This window comes from Mycolicibacterium neoaurum ATCC 25795 (assembly GCF_000691525.1).
Lineage (GTDB): Bacteria > Actinomycetota > Actinomycetes > Mycobacteriales > Mycobacteriaceae > Mycobacterium > Mycobacterium neoaurum.
Genome location: NZ_JMDW01000009.1, coordinates 318,094 through 337,587 on the forward strand (window position 1 = coordinate 318,094; position 19,494 = coordinate 337,587).

A 19,494-nucleotide genomic window follows, 5' to 3' on the forward strand; every position below is an offset into this window, starting at 1 on the left:
TGCCCGATAGGCGGCCCGCCGCCGTGCCCGATAGGCGGCCCGCCGCCGTGCCCGATAGCCGGCCCGACATCCGGCGGGCCGCGGTGCTGGGTTCCCCGATCTCGCATTCGCGCTCACCCGATGTCCACCTGGCCGCCTACCGCGCGCTGGGACTGACGTCGTGGACCTATGACCGCATCGAATGCACGGCCGACCAATTGCCGGGACTGGTCGCCGGGCTCGGCCCCGAATGGGTCGGCCTCTCGGTCACCAAACCGGGCAAGTTCGCCGCACTGGCCACCGCCACCGAACGCACCGAACGCGCCGCACTGGTCGGCTCGGCCAACACCCTGGTGCGCACCGGAACCGGATGGCGTGCCGATAACACCGATATCGACGGGGTCATAGGCGCGTTGTCCGATCACGTGGATGCCCCGCAACGCGCGGCGGTGCTGGGCTCCGGCGGCACCGCGCCGGCCGCGGTCGCCGCACTGGTGAGTCTCGGTGTGCGTCATATCGCCGTGTTGGCCCGCGATGAGGCCAAGGCCGCCGAACCGGTGGCCATCGGACGCCAACTCGGTGCCGATACCGAGTGGGTCGAACTGGGCCGCCCGGTCGCCGAGCTCGACGTCGCGGTGAACACGCTGCCCGCCGAGGTCGCCGCGCGATACGCCGACACCATCGCGACGGTGCCGGTGTTGCTCGACGCCATCTACGACCCGTGGCCCACACCGTTGGCCGCGGCCGTGCGCACCGCCGGGGGCCGGGTGGTCAGCGGACTGCAGATGCTGTTGCATCAGGCCGTCGCCCAGGTCGAGCAGTTCACCGGCATGACCGCTCCGCAAGAGGTGATGAGAGCGGCCCTCGAACGGCCCTAGCCTGGATATATGGGGTGGGCCGCGGTGGGCGTGTGGTTGACCGCGCTGACCGTCTACGACCTACGGCAACGCCGACTGCCCAATATGTTGACGCTGCCCGGAGCCCTGCTGGTGCTGTGCTGGGCGGCATCCTGCGGCCGCGCAGCGCCCGCGCTTGCCGGCGCGGTCGCGCTGTTCGGCAGCTATCTGGCCATCCATCTCGCGGTGCCCGGCCACCTCGGTGCCGGCGACGTCAAGCTTGCGCTCGGCGTCGGAGCACTGACAGGTGCCTTCGGCATCGACGTGTGGGCGCTGGCCGCCCTGGCCGCCCCGCTGCTCACCGCGACCTGGGCGCTGACCGCTCGGTTGTTCGGCCGTACCGATCCGCTCGCACACGGGCCGGCCATGTGTGTCGCGAGTGCGGTGGCCGTGGTGTCGGCGGTCGGCTGGATTTAGCGGCTCGGCGCTGGGCTGGATTTAGCGGCTCAGCCGCTGGGCTGGATTTAGCGGCTCAGCCGCTGTGGGACAATGGCACCCGTGTTGCGATGGACTACCGCAGGTGAATCCCATGGTCGCGCCCTGGTGGCGATGGTCGAGGGGATGGTTGCCGGGCTGGCGGTGACCTCCGAGGATATCGCCGCCCAGCTGCAGCGCCGCCGTCTCGGGTACGGTCGCGGCGCCCGGATGAAGTTCGAGAAGGACCAGGTCACAGTGTTGGCCGGGGTACGTCACGGCCTCACCCTCGGCGGACCCATCGCCGTCGAGATCGGTAACACCGAATGGCCGAAGTGGGAGACCGTGATGGCCGCCGACCCGGTGTCGGCCGAACAACTCGACAGCGATGCCGCGCGCAACGCCCCCCTGACCCGCCCGCGCCCGGGCCACGCCGATTACGCCGGGATGCTCAAGTACGGCTTCGACGACGCTCGCCCGGTGCTGGAACGGGCCAGTGCCCGCGAAACCGCGGCGCGTGTCGCCGCGGGCACCATCGCCCGGGCCTTCCTGCAGCAGGCACTCGGCGTCGAGGTGGTCTCGCACGTCATCTCCATCGGCGCCTCGGCACCCTACGACGGCCCGCCGCCGCAGCCGCAGGACCTGGCCGCCATCGACGACAGCCCGGTCCGCGCCTTCGACAAGGACGCCGAGGCCGCCATGATCACCGAGATCGAAGCCGCCAAGAAGGACGGTGACACTCTCGGCGGCATCGTCGAGGTCGTGGTCAGCGGCCTGCCCGTCGGGTTGGGTTCGTTCACCAGCGGTGACAACCGCCTCGACAGCCAGCTGGCTGCCGCGGTCATGGGCATCCAGGCGATCAAGGGTGTCGAGATCGGCGACGGCTTCGAAACCGCCAGACGCCGGGGCAGCGTCGCCCACGACGAGATCTACCCCGGCCCCGACGGCATCGTCCGGTCCACCAACCGCGCAGGCGGCCTGGAAGGTGGTATGACCAACGGGCAGCCACTGCGGGTGCGGGCCGCCATGAAGCCGATCTCCACCGTGCCGCGTGCCCTGGCGACCGTCGACATGGCCACCGGCGACGAGGCCGTCGCAATCCACCAGCGCTCCGACGTGTGTGCCGTGCCGGCAGCCGGTGTGGTCGTCGAGACCATGGTGGCGCTCGTGCTGGCGCGCGCGGCACTGGAGAAGTTCGGCGGCGACTCGCTGGCCGAGACCAAGGCCAATGTGGACAGCTATCTGGCCGCGGTCGTGGAGCGCTCCGGCGGACTGGAGAGCAGCGACTCGGGGAAAAACTCAGCGGCGCGGGCGGGATAGCCATGGCGCCCAAGGCTGTTCTGGTGGGAATGCCGGGCTCCGGCAAATCCACCATCGGACGGCGGCTGGCCAAGGCGCTGGGAGTTCCCTTGCTGGACACCGACGTTGCCATCGTCGAGACCACCGGCCGCAGCATCGCCGACATCTTCACCGACGGTGAGCCGGCGTTTCGAGCCATCGAGGCCGACGTGGTGCGCAAGGCGCTGGCCGAGCATGACGGTGTGGTGTCCTTGGGCGGTGGCGCGGTGACCACCCCCGCGGTGCGCGAGGCGCTGGCCGGGCACACCGTGATCTACCTGGAAATCAGCGCCGCAGAAGGAATTCGGCGTACCGCTGGAAGCGCGCGCCCGCTGCTGGCCGGCGAGGACCCCGCCGAGAAGTATCGGGCTCTCATGGACGCCCGGGTGCCACTCTTTCGTGAGGTGGCCACCATGCGGGTCAACACCAACCGGCGCAATCCCGGTGCCGTGGTGCGCCATATCGTCACCCGCCTGCAAGGCTGCGGTCCGTCCCGGCCACGGCGCCGACGCCGCCCGGCCTGGCGGCGGCTTCCGACCGTTCTCAACCCGGCACCGACCACCGAGGCCCCGCCCACTCCGGCGGCGCTGGCCAAACGAGCAGAGGCACGCAATGAGTGAACCCGTCACAGTGGACGTTCTGGTCGACCGACCCTACCCGGTCATCATCGGCACCGGTCTGCTCGAGGATCTGGGCCGCACCCTGACCGGGCGGCACAAAGTCGCGATCCTGTACCAGCCGACGCTGGCGCAGACCGCCGAGGCGGTGCGTGAGCATCTGGCCGGCCTCGGCATCGACGCGCATCGCATCGAGATCCCCGACGCCGAGGCAGGCAAGGAATTGCCTGTCGTCGGCTTCATCTGGGAAGTGTTGGGCCGCATCGGAATCGGGCGCAAGGATGCCGTTGTCAGCCTCGGCGGGGGAGCGGCCACCGATGTGGCCGGTTTCGCCGCGGCCACCTGGTTGCGCGGCGTCGACATCGTGCACGTGCCGACCACACTGCTGGGCATGGTCGACGCCGCCGTCGGCGGTAAGACCGGAATCAACACCGATGCCGGCAAGAATCTGGTGGGCGCCTTCCATCAGCCGCTGGCGGTGCTCGTCGATCTGGCGACGCTGCAGTCACTTCCGCGCAACGAGATCGTTGCGGGCATGGCCGAGATCGTGAAGGCCGGCTTCATCTCCGACCCGGTGATCCTCGATCTCATCGAGGCGGATCCGGAGGCCGCGCTGGATCCGGCCGGGACGGTCTTGCCGGAACTGATCCGTCGTGCCATCGCCGTCAAGGCCGAGGTGGTGGCCGCCGACGAGAAAGAGTCGGCGCTGCGCGAAATCCTGAACTACGGGCACACGCTGGCGCATGCCATCGAACGGCGCGAGCGCTACAAGTGGCGCCACGGTGCCGCCGTCTCGGTGGGCCTGGTGTTCGCCGCAGAGCTGGGTCGTCTCGCGGGGCGCCTCGATGATGACACCGCAGACCGGCACGCGCGGGTACTGACCTCGCTGGGTCTGCCGGTCAGCTACGACGCCGACGCGCTGCCGCAGCTGCTGGAGTACATGGCCGGGGACAAGAAGAACCGTTCCGGGGTGCTGCGTTTCGTCGTGCTCGACGGACTGGCCAAGCCCGGCCGCCTCGAAGGGCCGGACCCGACTCTGCTGGCGGCGGCCTACTCCGTGGTCGGCACGCGGTAGTTAGCTCTTGGCCGGCTCTTCGGGGCCGGGCTGGACCGCGGCGAACACGTCGGTGTCGGCGCGGTCCTCATCACCCTCACGGCGCCGGACGAACGGCGGAGCCTTCCGATCGACCGTCCAGCGGCCGACAGTCACCGCGATCACGCCTGCCACGAAAACCAGCAGCGCGGTGAACGCGGCGAACGAGGTCAGCTCGCTGAGCAGGCCGCCGGTGTAGAGCGCGGGGTAGAACAACCCGATGAACCAGCACACCAGGTCGCCCAGCAGCCCGGCGATCAGGCCGGCCACCAACCACACCATCGCCAGATCCTGGCGGCGGTCCGGGTCGCTCTGCGCGCGGGCGTCGGCGCGGCCGTCGGCGTAGGCCCACAGCAGTACCGGAACGGCCAGGAACAACCCGAGCGTCGGGCTGATCCATCCCGCTTGCGTCGGGAAGGAATCCACCAGGACTCCCTGGATCAAACGCAGCACCACCACGACCGCGGCGAACACGAGTCCGCGCAGCAACCACTTGCTCATGAGGGCACAGCCTAGCGAGTAGCGTCATCGACCGTGACGATATCTGCGCGCAGAGACCGGTTGCGGCGGCGGCTGGCGGCCGCCGACCTGGACGCAATGCTGGTAACGGACCTGGTCAACGTGCGTTATCTGTCAGGATTCACCGGTTCCAATGCCGCGCTGCTGGTGTTCGCTGAACGGGACACGCCGGTCTTGGCAACCGACGGGCGTTATGTAACGCAGGCCGCCGCCCAGGCGCCCGACGCCGACGTGGTCATCGAGCGGGCAGTGGGCCCCGCCCTGGCCGCTCGGGCCGCCGACGGAGTGCGCCGGCTGGGCTTCGAGAGCCATGTGGTGACCGTCGACGGTTTCACATCGTTGGAGCGGGCCGGAGCCGGCGTCGAATTCGTACGGGCCGCCGGGATGGTCGAGCGGCTGCGCGAGGTCAAGGATGTCGGCGAGATCGCGATACTGCGCTTGGCCTGCGAGGCGGCCGACGCCGCACTGCACGACCTCGTCGAACGGGGCGGCCTGCGGCCCGGCCGGACGGAGAAAGAGGTCAGGCGGGACCTGGAGTCGCTGATGCTCGACCACGGCGCCGACGGGGTCTCATTCGAGACGATCGTGGCAACCGGATCGAACTCGGCAATCCCGCACCACCGACCCACCGACGCCGTGCTGGCCACTGGGGATTTCGTCAAGATCGACTTCGGCGCGTTGGTGGCGGGCTATCACTCCGATATGACTCGCACCTTCGTTTTGGGCAGCGCCGCGGACTGGCAGCGCGAGCTCTACGAGTTGGTGGCGACCGCGCAGGCGGCCGGCCGGGCGGCCGTGCTGCCCGGGGCGGACCTGCCCGCGGTGGACGCCGCAGCACGTCAGGTGATCGCCGATGCCGGCCACGCCGAGAACTTCGGGCACGGGCTCGGACACGGGGTCGGACTGCAGATACACGAAGCGCCGGGAATCAGTGCCTCGGCCGTCGGTACACTGCTTGCTGGCGCTGCGGTCACCGTGGAGCCCGGCGTCTACCTGCCCGGCCGGGGCGGTGTCCGAATCGAGGACACCCTGGTCGTCGGCAGCGAGGACGCACCCGAACCCGAATTGCTCACCCGGTTCCCCAAGGAACTGGCTGTCATCACCTGATCTAGGAGCTGTACACACGTGGCATCAACCGCCGACTTCAAGAATGGTCTCGTCCTGCAGATCGAGGGACAGCTCTGGCAGATCACCGAGTTCCAGCACGTCAAGCCCGGTAAAGGCCCTGCATTCGTGCGTACCAAGCTCAAGAACATCCTGTCGGGCAAGGTCGTGGACAAGACGTTCAACGCCGGTGTGAAGGTCGAGACGGCCACCGTCGACCGCCGCGACGCCACCTACCTGTACCGCGATGGTTCGGATTTCGTCTTCATGGACTCCGAGGATTACGAGCAGCATCCCCTGTCGGAATCCCTGGTGGGCCGCCTCGCCGACTTCCTGCTGGAGGGCATGGCCGTGCAGATCGCGTTCCACGACGGTGCGCCGCTGTACCTGGAGCTGCCGGTGACGGTGGAACTCGTCGTCACCCACACCGAGCCGGGCCTGCAGGGTGATCGCTCCAACGCCGGCACCAAGCCCGCCACCGTGGAGACCGGCGCCGAGCTGCAGGTGCCGTTGTTCATCAACACCGGGGACAAGCTGAAGGTCGACTCGCGCGACGGTTCGTACCTCGGCCGGGTCAATGGCTGAAGGCCGGACGAATGGTTGACCGTAAGGGCGACCGCGGTCGGCATCAGGCCCGCAAACGCGCCGTCGATCTGATCTTCGAGGCGGAGGCCCGCGGTATCACCGCCGCGGAGGCGGCCGATTCGCGCAACGCGCTGTCGCATACCCAGGCCGATATCTCGCCGCTGAACCCGTACACCGTGACGGTGACGCGCGGTGTCACCGAGCATGCCGCGCATGTCGACGATCTGATCTCCTCGCACCTGCAGGGGTGGACGCTGGACCGGCTGCCCGCGGTCGACCGGGCGATCCTGCGGGTCGCGGTGTGGGAACTGCTGCACGCCGAGGACGTACCCGAGCCGGTGGCCGTCGACGAGGCGGTCGAGCTGGCCAAGGAACTGTCCACCGATGACTCCCCGGGCTTCGTCAACGGTGTGCTCGGACAGGTCATGCTGGTGACCCCGCAGATCCGGGCCGCCGCTGCCGCACTGCGGCCGTCGGACGGCGCGGAGTAGGACCGTGCCGCAGGACTGGGCGCCGTACACGAGCCTGCAGGACGCGGCGGCGGTGTATCTGCGCGATCCCGATCTTGCTCTGGAGCAGATGCGATCGGTCGTCGAATTCCCCGGCATCGCGGCGTTCATCATGTCGCGCGGGGAGTCCGAGGAGCACTGGGGCACCGCGGTGTGGCAGGAGGTGGTGGCCACCGATGGGTTGCGTCTCATCCTGTGGCGCGCCGACGACGAGTTCGACGACGACCGGCGACAGTTGACCTCATCGGTGCGCACCATCCTGCTCTCGACGATCAGCGACCACATCCTGAGCACCCAGTTCGACGTGCTCTCCGACGGCACCCGCCGGCTGGCCGAGGTGCGGCTGCGGATGTACACCCAGTTGGTGACCAGGGCCCGGCGCACATCGGCCACCGACAGCGATCTGTACTGCGAGTCCTTCCGCTATACGAAGACCGTCGACAACGGGGGACTGGCGCAGATGGAGCGGCTGCTGCAGTTCGGCCGGGTGTTGTCGCGCTCGCTCTGAGTGTCCCGACTCAGTGCGCGGAGCCGGCCACGCGTCCGATGACGTCGGCGAGTGTGCGGACCCCCTCGGCCAATTGGGCGGGACTGGCGGCACCGTAGGAGAGCCGGAGAAACGGTGCGGGCGGCTCGTTGACGAAGAAATGGCGTCCGTCACCGACGAGTACTCCGTCGGCATACGCGGCGGCAGTCACTTCGCGGGTGTCGATGCCGTGTGGCAGCTTCGCCCAAAGATGAATGCCCCCTTGCGGAATGGTGCCGATGCCGACGTCGGGCAGCGTGGTCCCGATGGCCGCGATCAACGCATCGCGTCGCGTCGCCAGTTCGGTGCGCAGGCGCTTGAGGTGGCGGGGCCAGCCGGTCGACGTCAGCAGGCTGTGCCCGATCTCCTGGATGAGCGGCGCCACGCATATGTCATCGGCGGTGCGCGCGGCTCGTAATCGTTCGCCGGCGGGCCCCCGCGCGATCACGGCGCCCAGCCGAAGAGCGGGAGAAGCGGATTTCGCCAGAGTCAGGATCGTGACGACGTGCCCGTGCGGATCCGCGGTGAACAGCGGCGGTGGTGGGTGCGCGTCGATGCCCAGATGTCTGGCCCAGTCGTCCTCCAGCAAGAATGCTCCGTACGTTGCCGCGATCTCGAGAATCTGGGTCCGGCGTTGCGCACTGAGGACCGCTCCGGTCGGATTGGCGTAGCTGGGCTGTATGTAGACCAGGCGTGCCTTGGTTCGCTCGAGTTCCTCGGCGAGGCGTTCGACGACGATCCCCTCGGAATCGGCGGGCACCGATGCCACCTTCAGTCCCGCGCTCTGTGCGGCCAGAATTGCTCCGGGATAGCTGGGACTCTCGGTGATGACCGTGGCGCCGGGCTCGGCAAGGGTGCGCATGGCGAACACGAGCCCCTGTTGGCCGCCCGACACCACCAGCACGTCGTTCGGGTCGGCGCGGTATTCGGCCGCTATGACCCGCCGAAGTTCCGGTAAGCCGGCGACCGGCGTGATCGCGTGGGCGCGAGAGTTCTTCGCCGATCGGCTGGCGATGCGATGCAACTCGGCGGTCGGGGACAGTTCCGGCGCGAGGTACCCCCAGGACAAGGGAAGGTGATCGGCCGTACCGTATCCGCCCAACCGCGCGGCGCGGTCGGCATCGACCCGTGCCGGTCCGAGAGCTTGCGTCTGCCAGGAATAGTCGGGTTCGGCCAGCCGCTGTCGTCCGGTGACGAAGGTGCCGCGCCCTGGCTCCGCGCGGATCAACCCCAGCGCGCTGAGCTCGGACAGCGCGGCCGAAACCGTTGCGGCACTTGCGTGATACTCACCGGAGAGTGCTCTGACTCCCGGCAGCTTGGTACCCGCGGGCAGCGCGGCGATACGGCCGAGCAGGGTGGTTGATATCTCGGATGCTCTGTTATCGTTATTCATGGGAATACCAGATAACGTTACTCCTTTTCTGAGCAAAGCGTTACCCAATCGCCCCGTTGCGACATTCCGCTCCGTCCGGACCTTCCCGTCAATCGCGATCAGCCGCTCGCCGTAGTGGCTGATCGGTGACATTCCGGAGTCGAAAGGGGCTGTGAGTCAACACCTCAAGCGGAGTAGAACCCGCGTGGCGCCGAACGGGCGCGCAGAACCAGATATCGAAAACACGATTCACATGGGAAAGAACATGGCTGACACAACCGCACCTGTTATCCGCACGCTCGAAGCCGCCGACGAGACTCGATGGCGTTCGCTGTTCCGCGCGTATCGCGAGTTCTACAAACTTGAGGAATCGGAGGAGATCGTCTCTCGTGCTTGGGGTTGGCTGATGGATCCGCGCCACGAGTGCAAGGCGATCGTCGCCACGGTCGCCGGCGAACTGGTCGGCTTTGCCCACCACCGCCGGTTCTCCTCGCCGTACACGGGCTCGACGGGGATTTTTCTTGACGACCTTTTCACCGATCCTGTGGTGCGCGGAAAAGGCGTGGGGCGAGCGCTCATCGGGCGCCTCACCGAGATGGCGGCAGCCGAGGGGCGGTCGGTGGTCCAATGGGTGACCGCTGCGGACAATCTGCAAGCCCAGGCGCTCTATGACACGTTGGCCACGCGCACGGCGTGGGTCACCTACGAGGCTGCACCCGCGGCGAAGTAGTCGACGTCGGGCCCGGCCCATGCCTATCGGGTCGGGCCCGTGTCGCGCTTTCGCCAAAGTGACTCGCTGGCAGCGGGTTTGGTGCCTCAGGTCTTTCTTTGGTCTCGTCTGCCTCTGGTGTCACATTGTGGCGTGTTCTGTCGGTGGTCGCACGTATGTTCGAGTCATGGGATCGGATGTGGTGGCCAGTCGGGAGTCGGTGCAGCATGCCCTCTCCGACCGCGCCGCGTCGGTCAAAGCACTGTTGGATGCCGATTTCACCTGCTTTGACACGGCGGAGTTGTTGGCGATCCAGTCTGAACGCGAGGAACGTGCCCGCGCCGATGCGGCGGTCGATCACCGGATCCTAGCGGTGTTGATGGATCGGGCGACCGCCCATGAGATCGGGGGCAAGACCTGGGCCGACGTGCTGTCCACTCGGATGCGCCTGTCCGGGGCTGAGGCGGGCAGGCGGATTCAGGCCGCCAAGCAGTTGGGGCCACGCCACGCCATGGGCGGAGAGGTGCTGGCGCCGTTGCTCCCGGCGTGTGCGGCCGCGTTGGCCGCGGGCACGATCAACGACGGGCATATCCGGGTCATTCGCGGCGCAGTGCACCAGGCCGCGAAACACACCGCTCCGGCCAAGTGTGCGGAGCTCGAAGAGATCCTGGTCTCGGTGGCGGCGGCCGCCGGTCCGGAGACGGTGCAGGCAGCAGCCACGCACGCGTTGATGTTGCTAGACCAGGACGGCCCCGGCCCGGACCTGGCCCGCCACAGGCGCGGGATCAGGATCGGCAAGCAAGATGCCGACGGGCTCACCCATATCAGTGGTTGGGTCGATCCCGAGCTGGCCGCCTATCTGGGGACCGCCTTCGATGCGTGGGCCCGGCCCGGGATCAACAACCCCGACGACGCACAGCCGCAACACAATCCGGATCCCAATCCACTCGATGGCGACCTCGACGCCGACCTCCAGTCAGACGCAGAAGCAGAGAGTAACGCTGAGCCCGAACGCGATATGGCAGCCGGGTCTAATCTTGGGTCTGAGTGGGCGCCGAGCGTTGATGATGTGCCCGAGTTCAGGACCTTCGATGATCTGGCCGACCCGACAGCTCTCCGCGACACCCGCACCGCTGTGCAACGCAACCACGACGCCCTCAAAGCCATTCTGCGCGACACCCTGATGTCCAAGAGGCTCGGCCAGCACGGCGGGCTACCGGTCACCGTCGTGGTCTCGACCACCCTGGCCGAACTCGAAGCCGCCGCCGGCATCGCGGTCACCGGTACCGGCACCCTCATGCCCATGGCTGACCTGATCCGCCTGGCCGAGCACGCCCACCACTACCTGGTCGTCTACCGACACCACACCGCCGAACCGCTCTACCTGGGCCGCACCAAACGGCTGGCCACGAAAGCCCAACGCCTGCTGCTCTACAACCGCGACCGTGGCTGCACCCGCCCCGGTTGCACCCGATGCGCCAACCTCACCCAGGTCCACCACGCCGACCCGAGCTGGGCCCGCGGCGGACGCACCGACGCCCCCACCCTCGGTCTGGGCTGCGGACCGGACAACCGCCTCGCCGAACTGGGCTGGACCACCGCAATCGACCCCACCAGCGGCCGCGTCCACTGGCACCCACCACCACTACTGGACACCGGCGGCGACACCATCAACCACCACTTTCACCCCGAGGAACTCCTCGGGAAGTTCCTGGGCGAACACGGCGACGCCGAACAACCACCAGACCGGGACGAACCGGATGGCGGCGATAGTGGCTGATCCCGATCCGTACGACGCGCAGCATTTCGATTCAGTGCGATCGGAAGTCGAACCAGCTTCGGTGAGGTGGCGCAATAACACATCGCGCCGCGATCGTGGCTGGTCCCTCGGCTACGACGGCGGCGTAATGGGTCCGCTGCTGCTATCCGGGCTGCTCAGCGGTCGGGAACGTGTCCGGATCGGTTTTACGGTGATCGGGTGGCAGCCACCGATCCGACACCGATCCGCCGCGCGCGGGCCGATCAGGCCCGTCCGGTCGCCGATCTGTTGCGCCATCAGATCCACGCCGGTGGCTATCCCGATGGCCTGCCCAGCGAAACCGAACTGGCCGCCGAATTCTCGGTCTCGCGCAACACCATCCGTGAGGCGCTCGGCGTTCTGAAGGACGAGGGCCTGATCGATCGCGGCACCCGAGTGGGCACCCACGTCGCGGTGCGCAAACTCGACCACGGCCTCGATGCGCTGGTGGGGCTGAAGGAGACTTTCAAGCACTACGGCGAGGTGCGCAATGAGGTCAGGGCCGTCCTCACCATGGCCGCCCCGCCCGCGGTGGCCCGCAAGCTCGATCTCGCCCCCGGCTCCGAAGTCGTCTATATCGAACGGCTGCGCTACCTCGGCGACCTCCCGCTGTCGCTCGACCTCACCTACCTCGCACCCGATATCGGGGAACAGGTCATCACCCATCCGCTGGAGACCAACGATGTCTTCGCCCTCATCGAGCAGGTCAGCGGCCGGCAACTCGGCTCGGCCGCGCTCGCTCTGGAGGCCATCGCGGCCGACCCGCACTCCGCGGACACCCTGCAGGTACCCGACGGCGCCGCTTTGCTGATGTTGGAACGCCTCACCAGCCTCGACGACGGCCGACCCGTCGACCTCGAATACATCCGGATGCGTGGAGACCGGATCACCATGCGCAGCAACCTCTCCCGAAACCAGCCCGGTAGGAGCTCACAATGACCCTGGTGAACAACCGCGTCGACGTCCCGGTGACCATCGACGAATCGCTCTGTATCGAAGGCTGCACCCTGTGCGTCGAGATCTGCCCGCTGGACTCGCTGGCCATCAACCCGGAGAACGGTAAGGCCTTCATGCACGTCGACGAGTGCTGGTACTGCGGACCGTGCGCCGCACGCTGTCCCACCGGCGCGGTCACCGTCAACATGCCATTCCTCATCCGCTGACACCGGCCCGTCGGCTCAGCCCTCACGAAAAAGGCCCGTTGTGAAGAAACCACTCGTTGCGCTGCTCGCTGTCCTGACCGCGACCGTCACCGCCTGCTCGCTGGACTCCAACAACTCCGCCGATGACGTCGTCGATGTCGTGATCGGCTACCAGTCCAAGACCATCAACACCGTGACCGCCGGAACCTTGCTGCGTGCCAAGGGATTCCTGGAACAGCGGTTGGCCGACGTGACCGCCGAGAACGGCACGAAATACAACGTCGTCTGGCAGGACTACGACACCGGCGCGCCCATCACCGCACAGATGGTGGCCGAGAAGATCGACATCGGGTCGATGGGCGACTACCCGATGCTCATCAACGGATCCAAGACCCAATCCAACGAGCGCGCCCGCACCGATATCGTCTCGGTGACCGGCTACCACCCCAAGGGTGCGCTGAACATGGTCGTCGTCGACCCCGCCTCACCGGCGCAGACGCTCACCGACCTGGCCGGCCAGAAGGTCTCGGCCAGCGTCGGGTCCGCCGGTCACGGCACCCTGGTGCGGGCGCTGGAGCGCGCGGGCCTGGACCCCAAGACCGGTGTCGAGGTACTCAACCAGCAGCCGCAGGTGGGTGCCTCGGCGCTGGAATCCGGTCAGGTTGACGGCCTTTCGCAGTTCGTGGCGTGGCCGGGACTGCTGGTCTACCAGGACAAGGCACGGTTGCTGTACGACGGTGCCGAGCTGGACTACCCGACGCTGCACGGCGTGGTGGTCCGCGAGGATTACGCCGACCGTCATCCCGAGGTGCTCGACGCATTCCTGCAATCCCAGCTCGACGCCACCGAGTTCCTGAACGCCGAACCGTTGGAGGCCAGCCGGATCGTCGCCGACGGCAGCGGGCTGCCGCAGGAGGTCGTCTACCTGTACAACGGGCCCGGGGGTACCTCCTTCGACACCACACTCAAACCGTCACTGGTTGACGCGCTGAAAGGTGATGTGCCGTACCTGAAGTCGATCGGCGACTTCGCCGAACTCGATGTCGCGGGTTTCGTCAACGACGGGCCGTTGCGCAAGGCGTTCACCGAACGCGGCCTGGACTACCAGGCGGCGCTGGAGGCGAAGACCGCTCCGAACGGCGGTGAGCTGTGGCTGCAGGGCTCCGACTCCACCCAGATCGTGGCCAATCCGACCGAACTGCTGCGCGCGGTACGCGCCGCGGAGACAGACGGTGCGACCGTGCGCGCGGCCTACGTCCCGGATGCCGAACTGGGCACCCGGTGGTTCGCCGACAAGGCGGTCTGGGTCAGAGACGGCCAGAGCTATCTCCCGTTCGGTACCCAGGCGGGCGCCCAGCGGCATCTCGCCGCCCATCCCGGTGCGGCCGTCATCAGTTATCGCGAGGCGCTGGTGGGTGTGCAATGACCGCGGTACTCGATCCTCCGACGACCGCGACTCCGGAGACGACAAAGCCGGTCACCCCGCGGGCGTGGCGACACCGGCTTGTCCGGGTGGCGTCGGTCCTGGCCGCGATCGGCCTGTGGGAACTACTGACCGCCAACGGTGTTCGGCTCTGGCTGCGGTTCGATACGCTGCCGACGGTCACCGAGATCGGTGCCGCCCTGGCGGCCAAGGCCGGCACGCAGGAGTACTGGTTGGATCTCGCGCAGTCGCTGATCCGCATCCTGACGGGTTTCGGACTCGCCGCGCTGCTGGGTGTGGTGACCGGAATCATGCTGGGCCGGTCCCGCTGGTTCGCCGATATCTTCGGCCCGCTCACCGAACTGGTGCGGCCCATCCCGGCCATCGCGGTGGTGCCGGTGGCGATCCTGCTGTTCCCCTCCGATGAGGCAGGCATCGTCTCGATCACCTTTCTGGCCGCCTACTTCCCGATCATGGTGAGCACCCGGCACGCGGTGCGGGCGCTGCCGACCATCTGGGAGGACTCGGTGCGCACCCTTGGCGGCGGCCGCCTCGACGTGCTGCGCCAGGTGGTGTTACCAGGCATCCTTCCCGGCCTGTTCGGCGGACTGTCGGTCGGTATGGGGGTGGCCTGGATCTGTGTGATCTCGGCGGAGATGATCTCGGGGCGGCTCGGTGTGGGTTACCGCACCTGGCAGGCCTACACGGTGCTGGACTATCCGGGCGTGTTCGTCGGCATCATCACCATCGGGGTGCTCGGTTTCGGCACCGCCGCGGCGATCGAGCTGATCGGCCGCCGCGCCACCCGCTGGTTGCCGCGCGGCGAGGAGACCCAACGATGAGCACCACCGTGGCCACCGGTATGGCGCTGGAGCTGCACGATGTCACCCTGTCCTACACCGGCTCCCCGGTCCTGCGCGGACTGGAGCTGACCGTGCAGCCCGGCGAGATCCTGGTGCTGACCGGGCCGTCGGGATGCGGCAAGTCGACCGTGCTGCGGGCACTGGCCGGTCTGCTGGCACCCGACACCGGCCGGGTGCTCGCCGACGGCGAGCGCGTCGCCGGCACCTCGCGGGACCGCGGCATGGTGTTCCAGGACAGCGCGCTGTTGCCGTGGCGTACCGTTCGGTCCAATATCGAACTGGCACTGAAACTTCGCGGCGTTCCCCAAGCCGGCCGCCGCGAACGCGCCGAACGCTGGATCGAGGAGGTCAACCTCACCGGCTACGGTGACCACCTACCCAAGAGCCTGTCCGGCGGTATGCGCCAACGGGTGCAACTGGCCCGTGGCCTGGCCGGCGCCCCACGCGCGGTGATGATGGACGAACCGTTCGGGGCGCTGGACGCGCAGACCCGCGCAGCCATGCAGCGTCTCCTGATCGACACCTGGCAAGCACACCCGACGACCATCGTCTTCGTCACCCACGATGTCGACGAGGCGCTCAAACTCGGCGACCGGGTCGCGGTGCTGGGCGGCGGCGGCCTGCGGCTGCTGCGCGAGGTTCCCCGACCCAGGACCGAGGGGCTGGACCGAAGCGCGCAACGTACCGAACTCATCGAAGCATTGGACAACTCATGATTCCCGATCTCGCCGATACGATCCGCCTCGACTGCGATGTGCTGGTGATCGGCGGCGGTACCGCGGGCACCATGGCCGCGCTGACCGCCGCCGAGAACGGCGCCAACGTGCTGCTCCTGGAGAAGGCCCATGTCCGGCACTCCGGTGCACTGGCGATGGGGATGGACGGGGTGAACAACGCCGTCATCCCCGGCAAGGCCGAACCCGAGGATTACGTCGCCGAGATCACCCGGGCCAACGACGGAATCGTCAACCAGCGCACCATCTATCAGACCGCCACCCGCGGCTTCGCGATGGTGCAGCGGTTGGAACGTTACGGTGTCAAGTTCGAGAAGGACGAGCACGGCGAATACGCGGTGCGCCAGGTGCACCGTTCCGGGTCGTACGTGCTGCCGATGCCCGAGGGCAAGGACGTCAAGAAGGCGCTCTACCGGGTGATGCGGCAACGCTCGATGCGCGAGAAGATCCAGATCGAGAACCGGCTCATGCCGGTCCGGGTGCTGGTATCCGATGGCAGAGCGGTGGGTGCGGCCGCACTGAACACCCGCACCGGGGAGTTCGTCGCCGTCGCCGCCAAGGCCGTCATCCTGGCCACCGGACCCTGCGGCCGGCTCGGTCTGCCGGCCTCGGGGTACCTCTATGGCACCTACGAGAACCCCACCAACGCCGGTGACGGCTACTCGATGGCCTACCACGCCGGCGCCGAACTGTCCGGAATCGAGTGTTTTCAGGTCAATCCGCTGATCAAGGACTACAACGGCCCGGCCTGTGCGTATGTGGCCAACCCGTTCGGCGGGTATCAGGTCAACGCCGAGGGGGAGCGCTTCGTCGACTCCGACTACTGGTCGGGGCAGATGATGTCGGAGGTGCACAGCGAGATCGAATCGGCCCGCGGACCCATCTACCTGAAGGTGTCACATCTGCCGGACGAGACGCTGACCGCACTGGAAAACATCCTGCACACCACCGAACGGCCCACCCGCGGCACGTTCCACGCCAACCGCGGCCACGACTACCGCACCCACGATATCGAGATGCACATCTCCGAGATCGGCCTCTGCAGTGGACATTCCGCATCCGGGGTGTGGGTAGACGAGCACGCCCGCACCACCGTGCCCGGTCTGTACGCCGCCGGTGATCTGGCGTGCGTCCCGCACAACTACCTGATCGGCGCGTTCGTCTACGGCGACCTGGCCGGTGAGCACGCCGCGGGCTCGCTGGCCGATGCGCCTGCGCCGGCGGAGCTGCCCGCCGATCAGCTCGCCGCCGCCCACGAGCTGATCTATCAGCCGCTGCGTCAACCGGACGGCCCGCCACAACCCCAGGTCGAGTACAAGCTGCGCCGATTCGTCAACGACTATGTGGCACCGCCGAAGACGGCCGCGAAGCTGTCCATCGCGGTGCAGACCTTCGAGCGGATGCGCGAAGAGGTGGCCGGTATCGGGGCGCGGACCCCGCATGAGCTGATGCGGGCGGTCGAGGTGTCCTTCATCCGCGACTGCGCGGAGATGGCGGCCCGGTCATCGCTGACACGTACCGAATCCCGTTGGGGCCTTTACCATGACCGTGCCGACGTGCCGATGCGCGACGATCAGGAGTGGGGCTTCCACCTGAATCTGCGCAAGAACGCCGCCGGGGAGATGGAGTTCCTGAAACGCCCGGTGGCGCCCTATCTGGTGCCGGTGCCCGGCCTGGACCATGTGCCGGCGACCAGCCTGCACGCCCCGGCCGTCGCGGTCGATCAGCCGGAACTGTTCGGCGGCAAGGCGCCCGCGACCGTGGTGTCGCGGGTCGCCGAGCCCGCGTTGCAACCACCGTCGCCGCGGATCGCCGCGGTGCTGGCACTCGACGAACCGACACTGGTCGAGTTGTCGGAGTACCTCGCCGATGTCGATCCCGGTGTGCGGCGCACCGCGGTGGCGACCCTGGTGGAGAACCTGCCCGACGGGTACTGCCCGGCGCTGCTGGCCGCACTCGGCGACGAGGACCGCGAGGTGCGCTTGCAGGCCGCCGACTCGGTACGCGAACTGGTCGAGGTGTTACCCGATCCGGAAGCGATTGCCGTGCAATTGAATTCCGATGATCCGGTGGTGCGCGCCGCTGCGGTGTACGTGCTGAGTTCCCGGCGCGCGGGCAGCGCCGTCGACTACCGCCGGGCGGTGACCGACGGCGATCAGCGGGTCCGTATCGAGGCGGTACGCGCACTGGTCTCGGTGGACGATGTGGAGGGCGTGGCCGCCGCGGCCACCGATGACAGCCGAGAGGTGCGCATCGCCGTCGCCAACGCGCTGGCCACGCTCGCCGCCGGCGGTGACACCGTGCGCGCGCTACTGGCCGACCGTGATCCGCTGGTCCGCGCCGCCGCGCTGGCCGCCCTCGGGGTGCTCGGCGACGCCGATGCCGATGTCCCCGTCATCGAACGCGCGTTGGCCGAGCCGGCCTGGCAGATCCGGGTCGGAGCGGCAAGAGCACTGTCCGGGGTGTCGGCGCCACTGGCGGTGCCGACGCTGTCGCGGGCACTCACCGACACCCATCTGGACGTGCGCAAGGCCGCCGTGCTCAGCCTGACCCGGTGGGCGGGGTCGGAGACTGCGGCGCGGGAGGCACTGGGCCTGGCGCTCAAGGATGTCGACGCCGACGTGCGGGCGTATGCCCGCAGGGCGCTCGAACCCGCTTAGAGCCCCAGTCCCTGATATGTGCGGCGGACGAATTTCGGTTGCGCCATACGCAATTTCGCCAATGACGTGTTACCGGCCACCTGGGCGATATCGGAGGTCAAATCCGGATAGTTCTGGATCAGGTACAGCACAATGACGTCATTGGCCGGGTCGGCCTGCCACCAGGTGCCGAATGCGCCCGGCCAGCCGAAGGTGCCCAGCCCACCCGGGCCGAAGAAGCGCTCGGACTGCGCGGGATCGGTGACCACCGACATCGACAACCCGAAGCCGCGGCCGATCCAGAACGGCACGCCGAGGAAATTGTCGTTCTTCTGTTCCGCGGTCAACCGATCGGTCCGCATCAGCCGTACCGATTCGGGGGAAAGCACCCGGATACCGTCGACCGTGCCGTCGCCGAGCAGCATCCTGGCGAAGGTCAGGTAGTCATCGGCGGTCGACAGCAGTCCACCCCCGCCGGTGCAGAACTCCGGTGGGGTCAGCGCCGGCGGGCCGATCACATCGTCCCGCAGTCCGGTTGTGTCGTCGAGGGCATACATGGTCGCCATCCGGCGCCGCTGGACCAGGCTGAGCGCAAAACCGGTGTCGGACATGCCGAGTGGTTCGAAGATGCGCTCGGACAGCAGTTCGTGGAGCGGTTGGCCGGCGATCCGGGAGATGGCGATGCCGAGCACGTCGGTGCCGTGACTGTAGGTGATCCGTGCCCCGGGTTGATGCACCAGCGGCAACTTCGTCAGCTCGGTCAGCCAGCGCTGCTCGTTCTGGCGGTAGGACAACCGCCCGTACGCCTTGGCCAGTGGTCCGGTGATCGAGAACGGGTAGGCGAAGCCCGCCCGGTGGGTCATCAGATCGTCGAAGGTGATGGGCCGACGCAGCGCAGTGGTGTCGTCCAGCGGGCCCTGCGGGTCGATGAGCACCCGCAACCCGTCGAGCTCGGGCAGCCACCGCGAGACCGGGTCATCGAGACGGAAGTGACCCTGCTCCAGCAGTGTCATCGCCGCGGCGACGGTGACGGGCTTGCTCATGGACGCGATCCGGAAAATGGTGTCGCGCTGCATCGGCAGCCCGGCCTGCACATCGCGGTGCCCGAGCTCGTTGACCTGGACGACCCGGCCGGCATGCCACACCAGTGTCACCGCGCCGGCGAGCAGGCCCGCGTCGATGGCCTCCGAGATGGAGGCGTGGTTGTTGTCGATGTTCATCACCGCTGACGTTA

The 19,494-nt window shown here is 67.9% G+C and carries 20 protein-coding genes; 17 read left to right on the forward strand and 3 right to left on the reverse strand.

Going from position 1 to position 19,494, the window contains the following annotated elements:
• Nucleotides 1–23 precede the first annotated feature (23 nt).
• From IC40_RS0113530 to aroB, 5 genes are all read left to right on the forward strand, one after another.
• Nucleotides 24–857, forward strand: coding sequence for a shikimate dehydrogenase (locus tag IC40_RS0113530; protein ID WP_036469958.1), 834 nt, complete (start codon nt 24–26; stop codon nt 855–857).
• A gap of 9 nt (nt 858–866) precedes the next feature.
• Complete coding sequence (locus tag IC40_RS0113535) at nt 867–1,292, forward strand: prepilin peptidase (RefSeq protein WP_030135239.1); 426 nt, start codon at nt 867–869, stop codon at nt 1,290–1,292.
• 81 nt (nt 1,293–1,373) lie between these two features.
• Nucleotides 1,374–2,609, forward strand: coding sequence for a chorismate synthase (gene aroC / locus IC40_RS0113540; protein ID WP_036470006.1), 1,236 nt, complete (start codon nt 1,374–1,376; stop codon nt 2,607–2,609).
• A 2-nt stretch (nt 2,610–2,611) separates the two neighbouring features.
• Nucleotides 2,612–3,247 (forward strand): shikimate kinase, encoded by a 636-nt coding sequence (locus IC40_RS0113545; protein ID WP_030135241.1) that lies wholly within the window; start codon nt 2,612–2,614, stop codon nt 3,245–3,247.
• Nucleotides 3,240–4,319, forward strand: coding sequence for a 3-dehydroquinate synthase (gene aroB, locus IC40_RS0113550; protein WP_030135242.1), 1,080 nt, complete (start codon nt 3,240–3,242; stop codon nt 4,317–4,319). The genes IC40_RS0113545 and aroB overlap by 8 nt, the downstream gene beginning before the upstream one ends.
• Here aroB and IC40_RS0113555 read toward each other — a convergent pair whose 3' ends face one another.
• Entirely contained in the window at nt 4,320–4,838 is a 519-nt protein-coding gene (locus IC40_RS0113555; protein ID WP_030135243.1) for a B-4DMT family transporter, read from the reverse strand.
• Between the two features lie 33 nt (nt 4,839–4,871).
• Between IC40_RS0113555 and IC40_RS0113560 the strand changes: the two genes are divergently transcribed.
• The 4 genes from IC40_RS0113560 to IC40_RS0113575 are packed head-to-tail and all read left to right on the forward strand — an operon-like array spanning nt 4,872 to nt 7,562.
• Nucleotides 4,872–5,963, forward strand: coding sequence for an aminopeptidase P family protein (locus tag IC40_RS0113560; RefSeq protein WP_030135244.1), 1,092 nt, complete (start codon nt 4,872–4,874; stop codon nt 5,961–5,963).
• Between the two features lie 18 nt (nt 5,964–5,981).
• The gene (efp, locus tag IC40_RS0113565) at nt 5,982–6,545 is read left to right on the forward strand and encodes an elongation factor P (RefSeq protein ID WP_030135245.1); all 564 of its coding nucleotides are present in this window, start codon (nt 5,982–5,984) and stop codon (nt 6,543–6,545) included.
• Nucleotides 6,546–6,556: 11 nt separating this feature from the next.
• Entirely contained in the window at nt 6,557–7,036 is a 480-nt protein-coding gene (gene nusB, locus IC40_RS0113570) for a transcription antitermination factor NusB (RefSeq protein ID WP_030135246.1), read from the forward strand.
• Nucleotides 7,037–7,040: 4 nt separating this feature from the next.
• Nucleotides 7,041–7,562, forward strand: a complete 522-nt coding sequence (locus IC40_RS0113575; RefSeq protein WP_030135247.1) for a hypothetical protein — start codon at nt 7,041–7,043, stop codon at nt 7,560–7,562.
• 10 nt (nt 7,563–7,572) lie between these two features.
• Here IC40_RS0113575 and IC40_RS0113580 read toward each other — a convergent pair whose 3' ends face one another.
• Entirely contained in the window at nt 7,573–8,973 is a 1,401-nt protein-coding gene (locus tag IC40_RS0113580) for an aminotransferase-like domain-containing protein (RefSeq protein WP_030135248.1), read from the reverse strand.
• A 244-nt stretch (nt 8,974–9,217) separates the two neighbouring features.
• Between IC40_RS0113580 and IC40_RS0113585 the strand changes: the two genes are divergently transcribed.
• From IC40_RS0113585 to IC40_RS0113620, 8 genes are all read left to right on the forward strand, one after another.
• Complete coding sequence (locus IC40_RS0113585; RefSeq protein ID WP_030135249.1) at nt 9,218–9,682, forward strand: GNAT family N-acetyltransferase; 465 nt, start codon at nt 9,218–9,220, stop codon at nt 9,680–9,682.
• 166 nt (nt 9,683–9,848) lie between these two features.
• The gene (locus tag IC40_RS0113590; RefSeq protein WP_051644336.1) at nt 9,849–11,441 is read left to right on the forward strand and encodes an HNH endonuclease signature motif containing protein; all 1,593 of its coding nucleotides are present in this window, start codon (nt 9,849–9,851) and stop codon (nt 11,439–11,441) included.
• Nucleotides 11,442–11,639: 198 nt separating this feature from the next.
• Nucleotides 11,640–12,398 carry a GntR family transcriptional regulator gene (locus IC40_RS0113595; protein WP_030135251.1) on the forward strand — a complete coding sequence of 253 codons (759 nt, stop codon included), beginning with the start codon at nt 11,640–11,642 and terminating at the stop codon, nt 12,396–12,398.
• A complete protein-coding gene (locus tag IC40_RS0113600) occupies nt 12,395–12,622 on the forward strand; it encodes a 4Fe-4S dicluster domain-containing protein (protein WP_019514073.1) in 228 nt (75 codons plus the stop codon). The genes IC40_RS0113595 and IC40_RS0113600 overlap by 4 nt, the downstream gene beginning before the upstream one ends.
• A gap of 40 nt (nt 12,623–12,662) precedes the next feature.
• Complete coding sequence (locus tag IC40_RS0113605; protein WP_030135252.1) at nt 12,663–14,027, forward strand: ABC transporter substrate-binding protein; 1,365 nt, start codon at nt 12,663–12,665, stop codon at nt 14,025–14,027.
• Complete coding sequence (locus tag IC40_RS0113610; protein ID WP_030135253.1) at nt 14,024–14,866, forward strand: ABC transporter permease; 843 nt, start codon at nt 14,024–14,026, stop codon at nt 14,864–14,866. The genes IC40_RS0113605 and IC40_RS0113610 overlap by 4 nt, the downstream gene beginning before the upstream one ends.
• Nucleotides 14,863–15,603: an ABC transporter ATP-binding protein gene (locus tag IC40_RS0113615; protein ID WP_030135254.1), complete on the forward strand. Its 741-nt coding sequence runs from the start codon at nt 14,863–14,865 to the stop codon at nt 15,601–15,603. Before IC40_RS0113610 ends, IC40_RS0113615 begins: the two co-directional genes overlap by 4 nt.
• Nucleotides 15,600–18,281 carry a fumarate reductase/succinate dehydrogenase flavoprotein subunit gene (locus IC40_RS0113620; RefSeq protein ID WP_030135255.1) on the forward strand — a complete coding sequence of 894 codons (2,682 nt, stop codon included), beginning with the start codon at nt 15,600–15,602 and terminating at the stop codon, nt 18,279–18,281. The genes IC40_RS0113615 and IC40_RS0113620 overlap by 4 nt, the downstream gene beginning before the upstream one ends.
• On the opposite strand, the gene IC40_RS0113625 is transcribed toward IC40_RS0113620, so the two are convergent.
• On the reverse strand, nt 18,278–19,480 hold the full coding sequence (locus tag IC40_RS0113625) for a serine hydrolase domain-containing protein (protein WP_030135256.1): 1,203 nt from the start codon (nt 19,478–19,480) through the stop codon (nt 18,278–18,280). The genes IC40_RS0113620 and IC40_RS0113625 overlap by 4 nt on opposite strands.
• Nucleotides 19,481–19,494: the final 14 nt, after the last annotated feature.

Excerpts from the sequence above, each read along its gene's own strand:
- IC40_RS0113535 (WP_030135239.1), top strand. The coding sequence starts at position 867 with ATGGGGTGGGCCGCGGTGGGCGTGTGGTTGACCGCGCTGACCGTCTAC.
- IC40_RS0113545 (WP_030135241.1), top strand. The coding sequence starts at position 2,612 with ATGGCGCCCAAGGCTGTTCTGGTGGGAATGCCGGGCTCCGGCAAATCC.
- aroB (WP_030135242.1), top strand. The coding sequence starts at position 3,240 with ATGAGTGAACCCGTCACAGTGGACGTTCTGGTCGACCGACCCTACCCG.
- IC40_RS0113555 (WP_030135243.1), bottom strand. The coding sequence starts at position 4,838 with ATGAGCAAGTGGTTGCTGCGCGGACTCGTGTTCGCCGCGGTCGTGGTG.
- nusB (WP_030135246.1), top strand. The coding sequence starts at position 6,557 with ATGGTTGACCGTAAGGGCGACCGCGGTCGGCATCAGGCCCGCAAACGC.
- IC40_RS0113580 (WP_030135248.1), bottom strand. The coding sequence starts at position 8,973 with ATGAATAACGATAACAGAGCATCCGAGATATCAACCACCCTGCTCGGC.
- IC40_RS0113585 (WP_030135249.1), top strand. The coding sequence starts at position 9,218 with ATGGCTGACACAACCGCACCTGTTATCCGCACGCTCGAAGCCGCCGAC.
- IC40_RS0113590 (WP_051644336.1), top strand. The coding sequence starts at position 9,849 with ATGGGATCGGATGTGGTGGCCAGTCGGGAGTCGGTGCAGCATGCCCTC.
- IC40_RS0113600 (WP_019514073.1), top strand. The coding sequence starts at position 12,395 with ATGACCCTGGTGAACAACCGCGTCGACGTCCCGGTGACCATCGACGAA.
- IC40_RS0113610 (WP_030135253.1), top strand. The coding sequence starts at position 14,024 with ATGACCGCGGTACTCGATCCTCCGACGACCGCGACTCCGGAGACGACA.
- IC40_RS0113615 (WP_030135254.1), top strand. The coding sequence starts at position 14,863 with ATGAGCACCACCGTGGCCACCGGTATGGCGCTGGAGCTGCACGATGTC.
- IC40_RS0113620 (WP_030135255.1), top strand. The coding sequence starts at position 15,600 with ATGATTCCCGATCTCGCCGATACGATCCGCCTCGACTGCGATGTGCTG.
- IC40_RS0113625 (WP_030135256.1), bottom strand. The coding sequence starts at position 19,480 with ATGAACATCGACAACAACCACGCCTCCATCTCGGAGGCCATCGACGCG.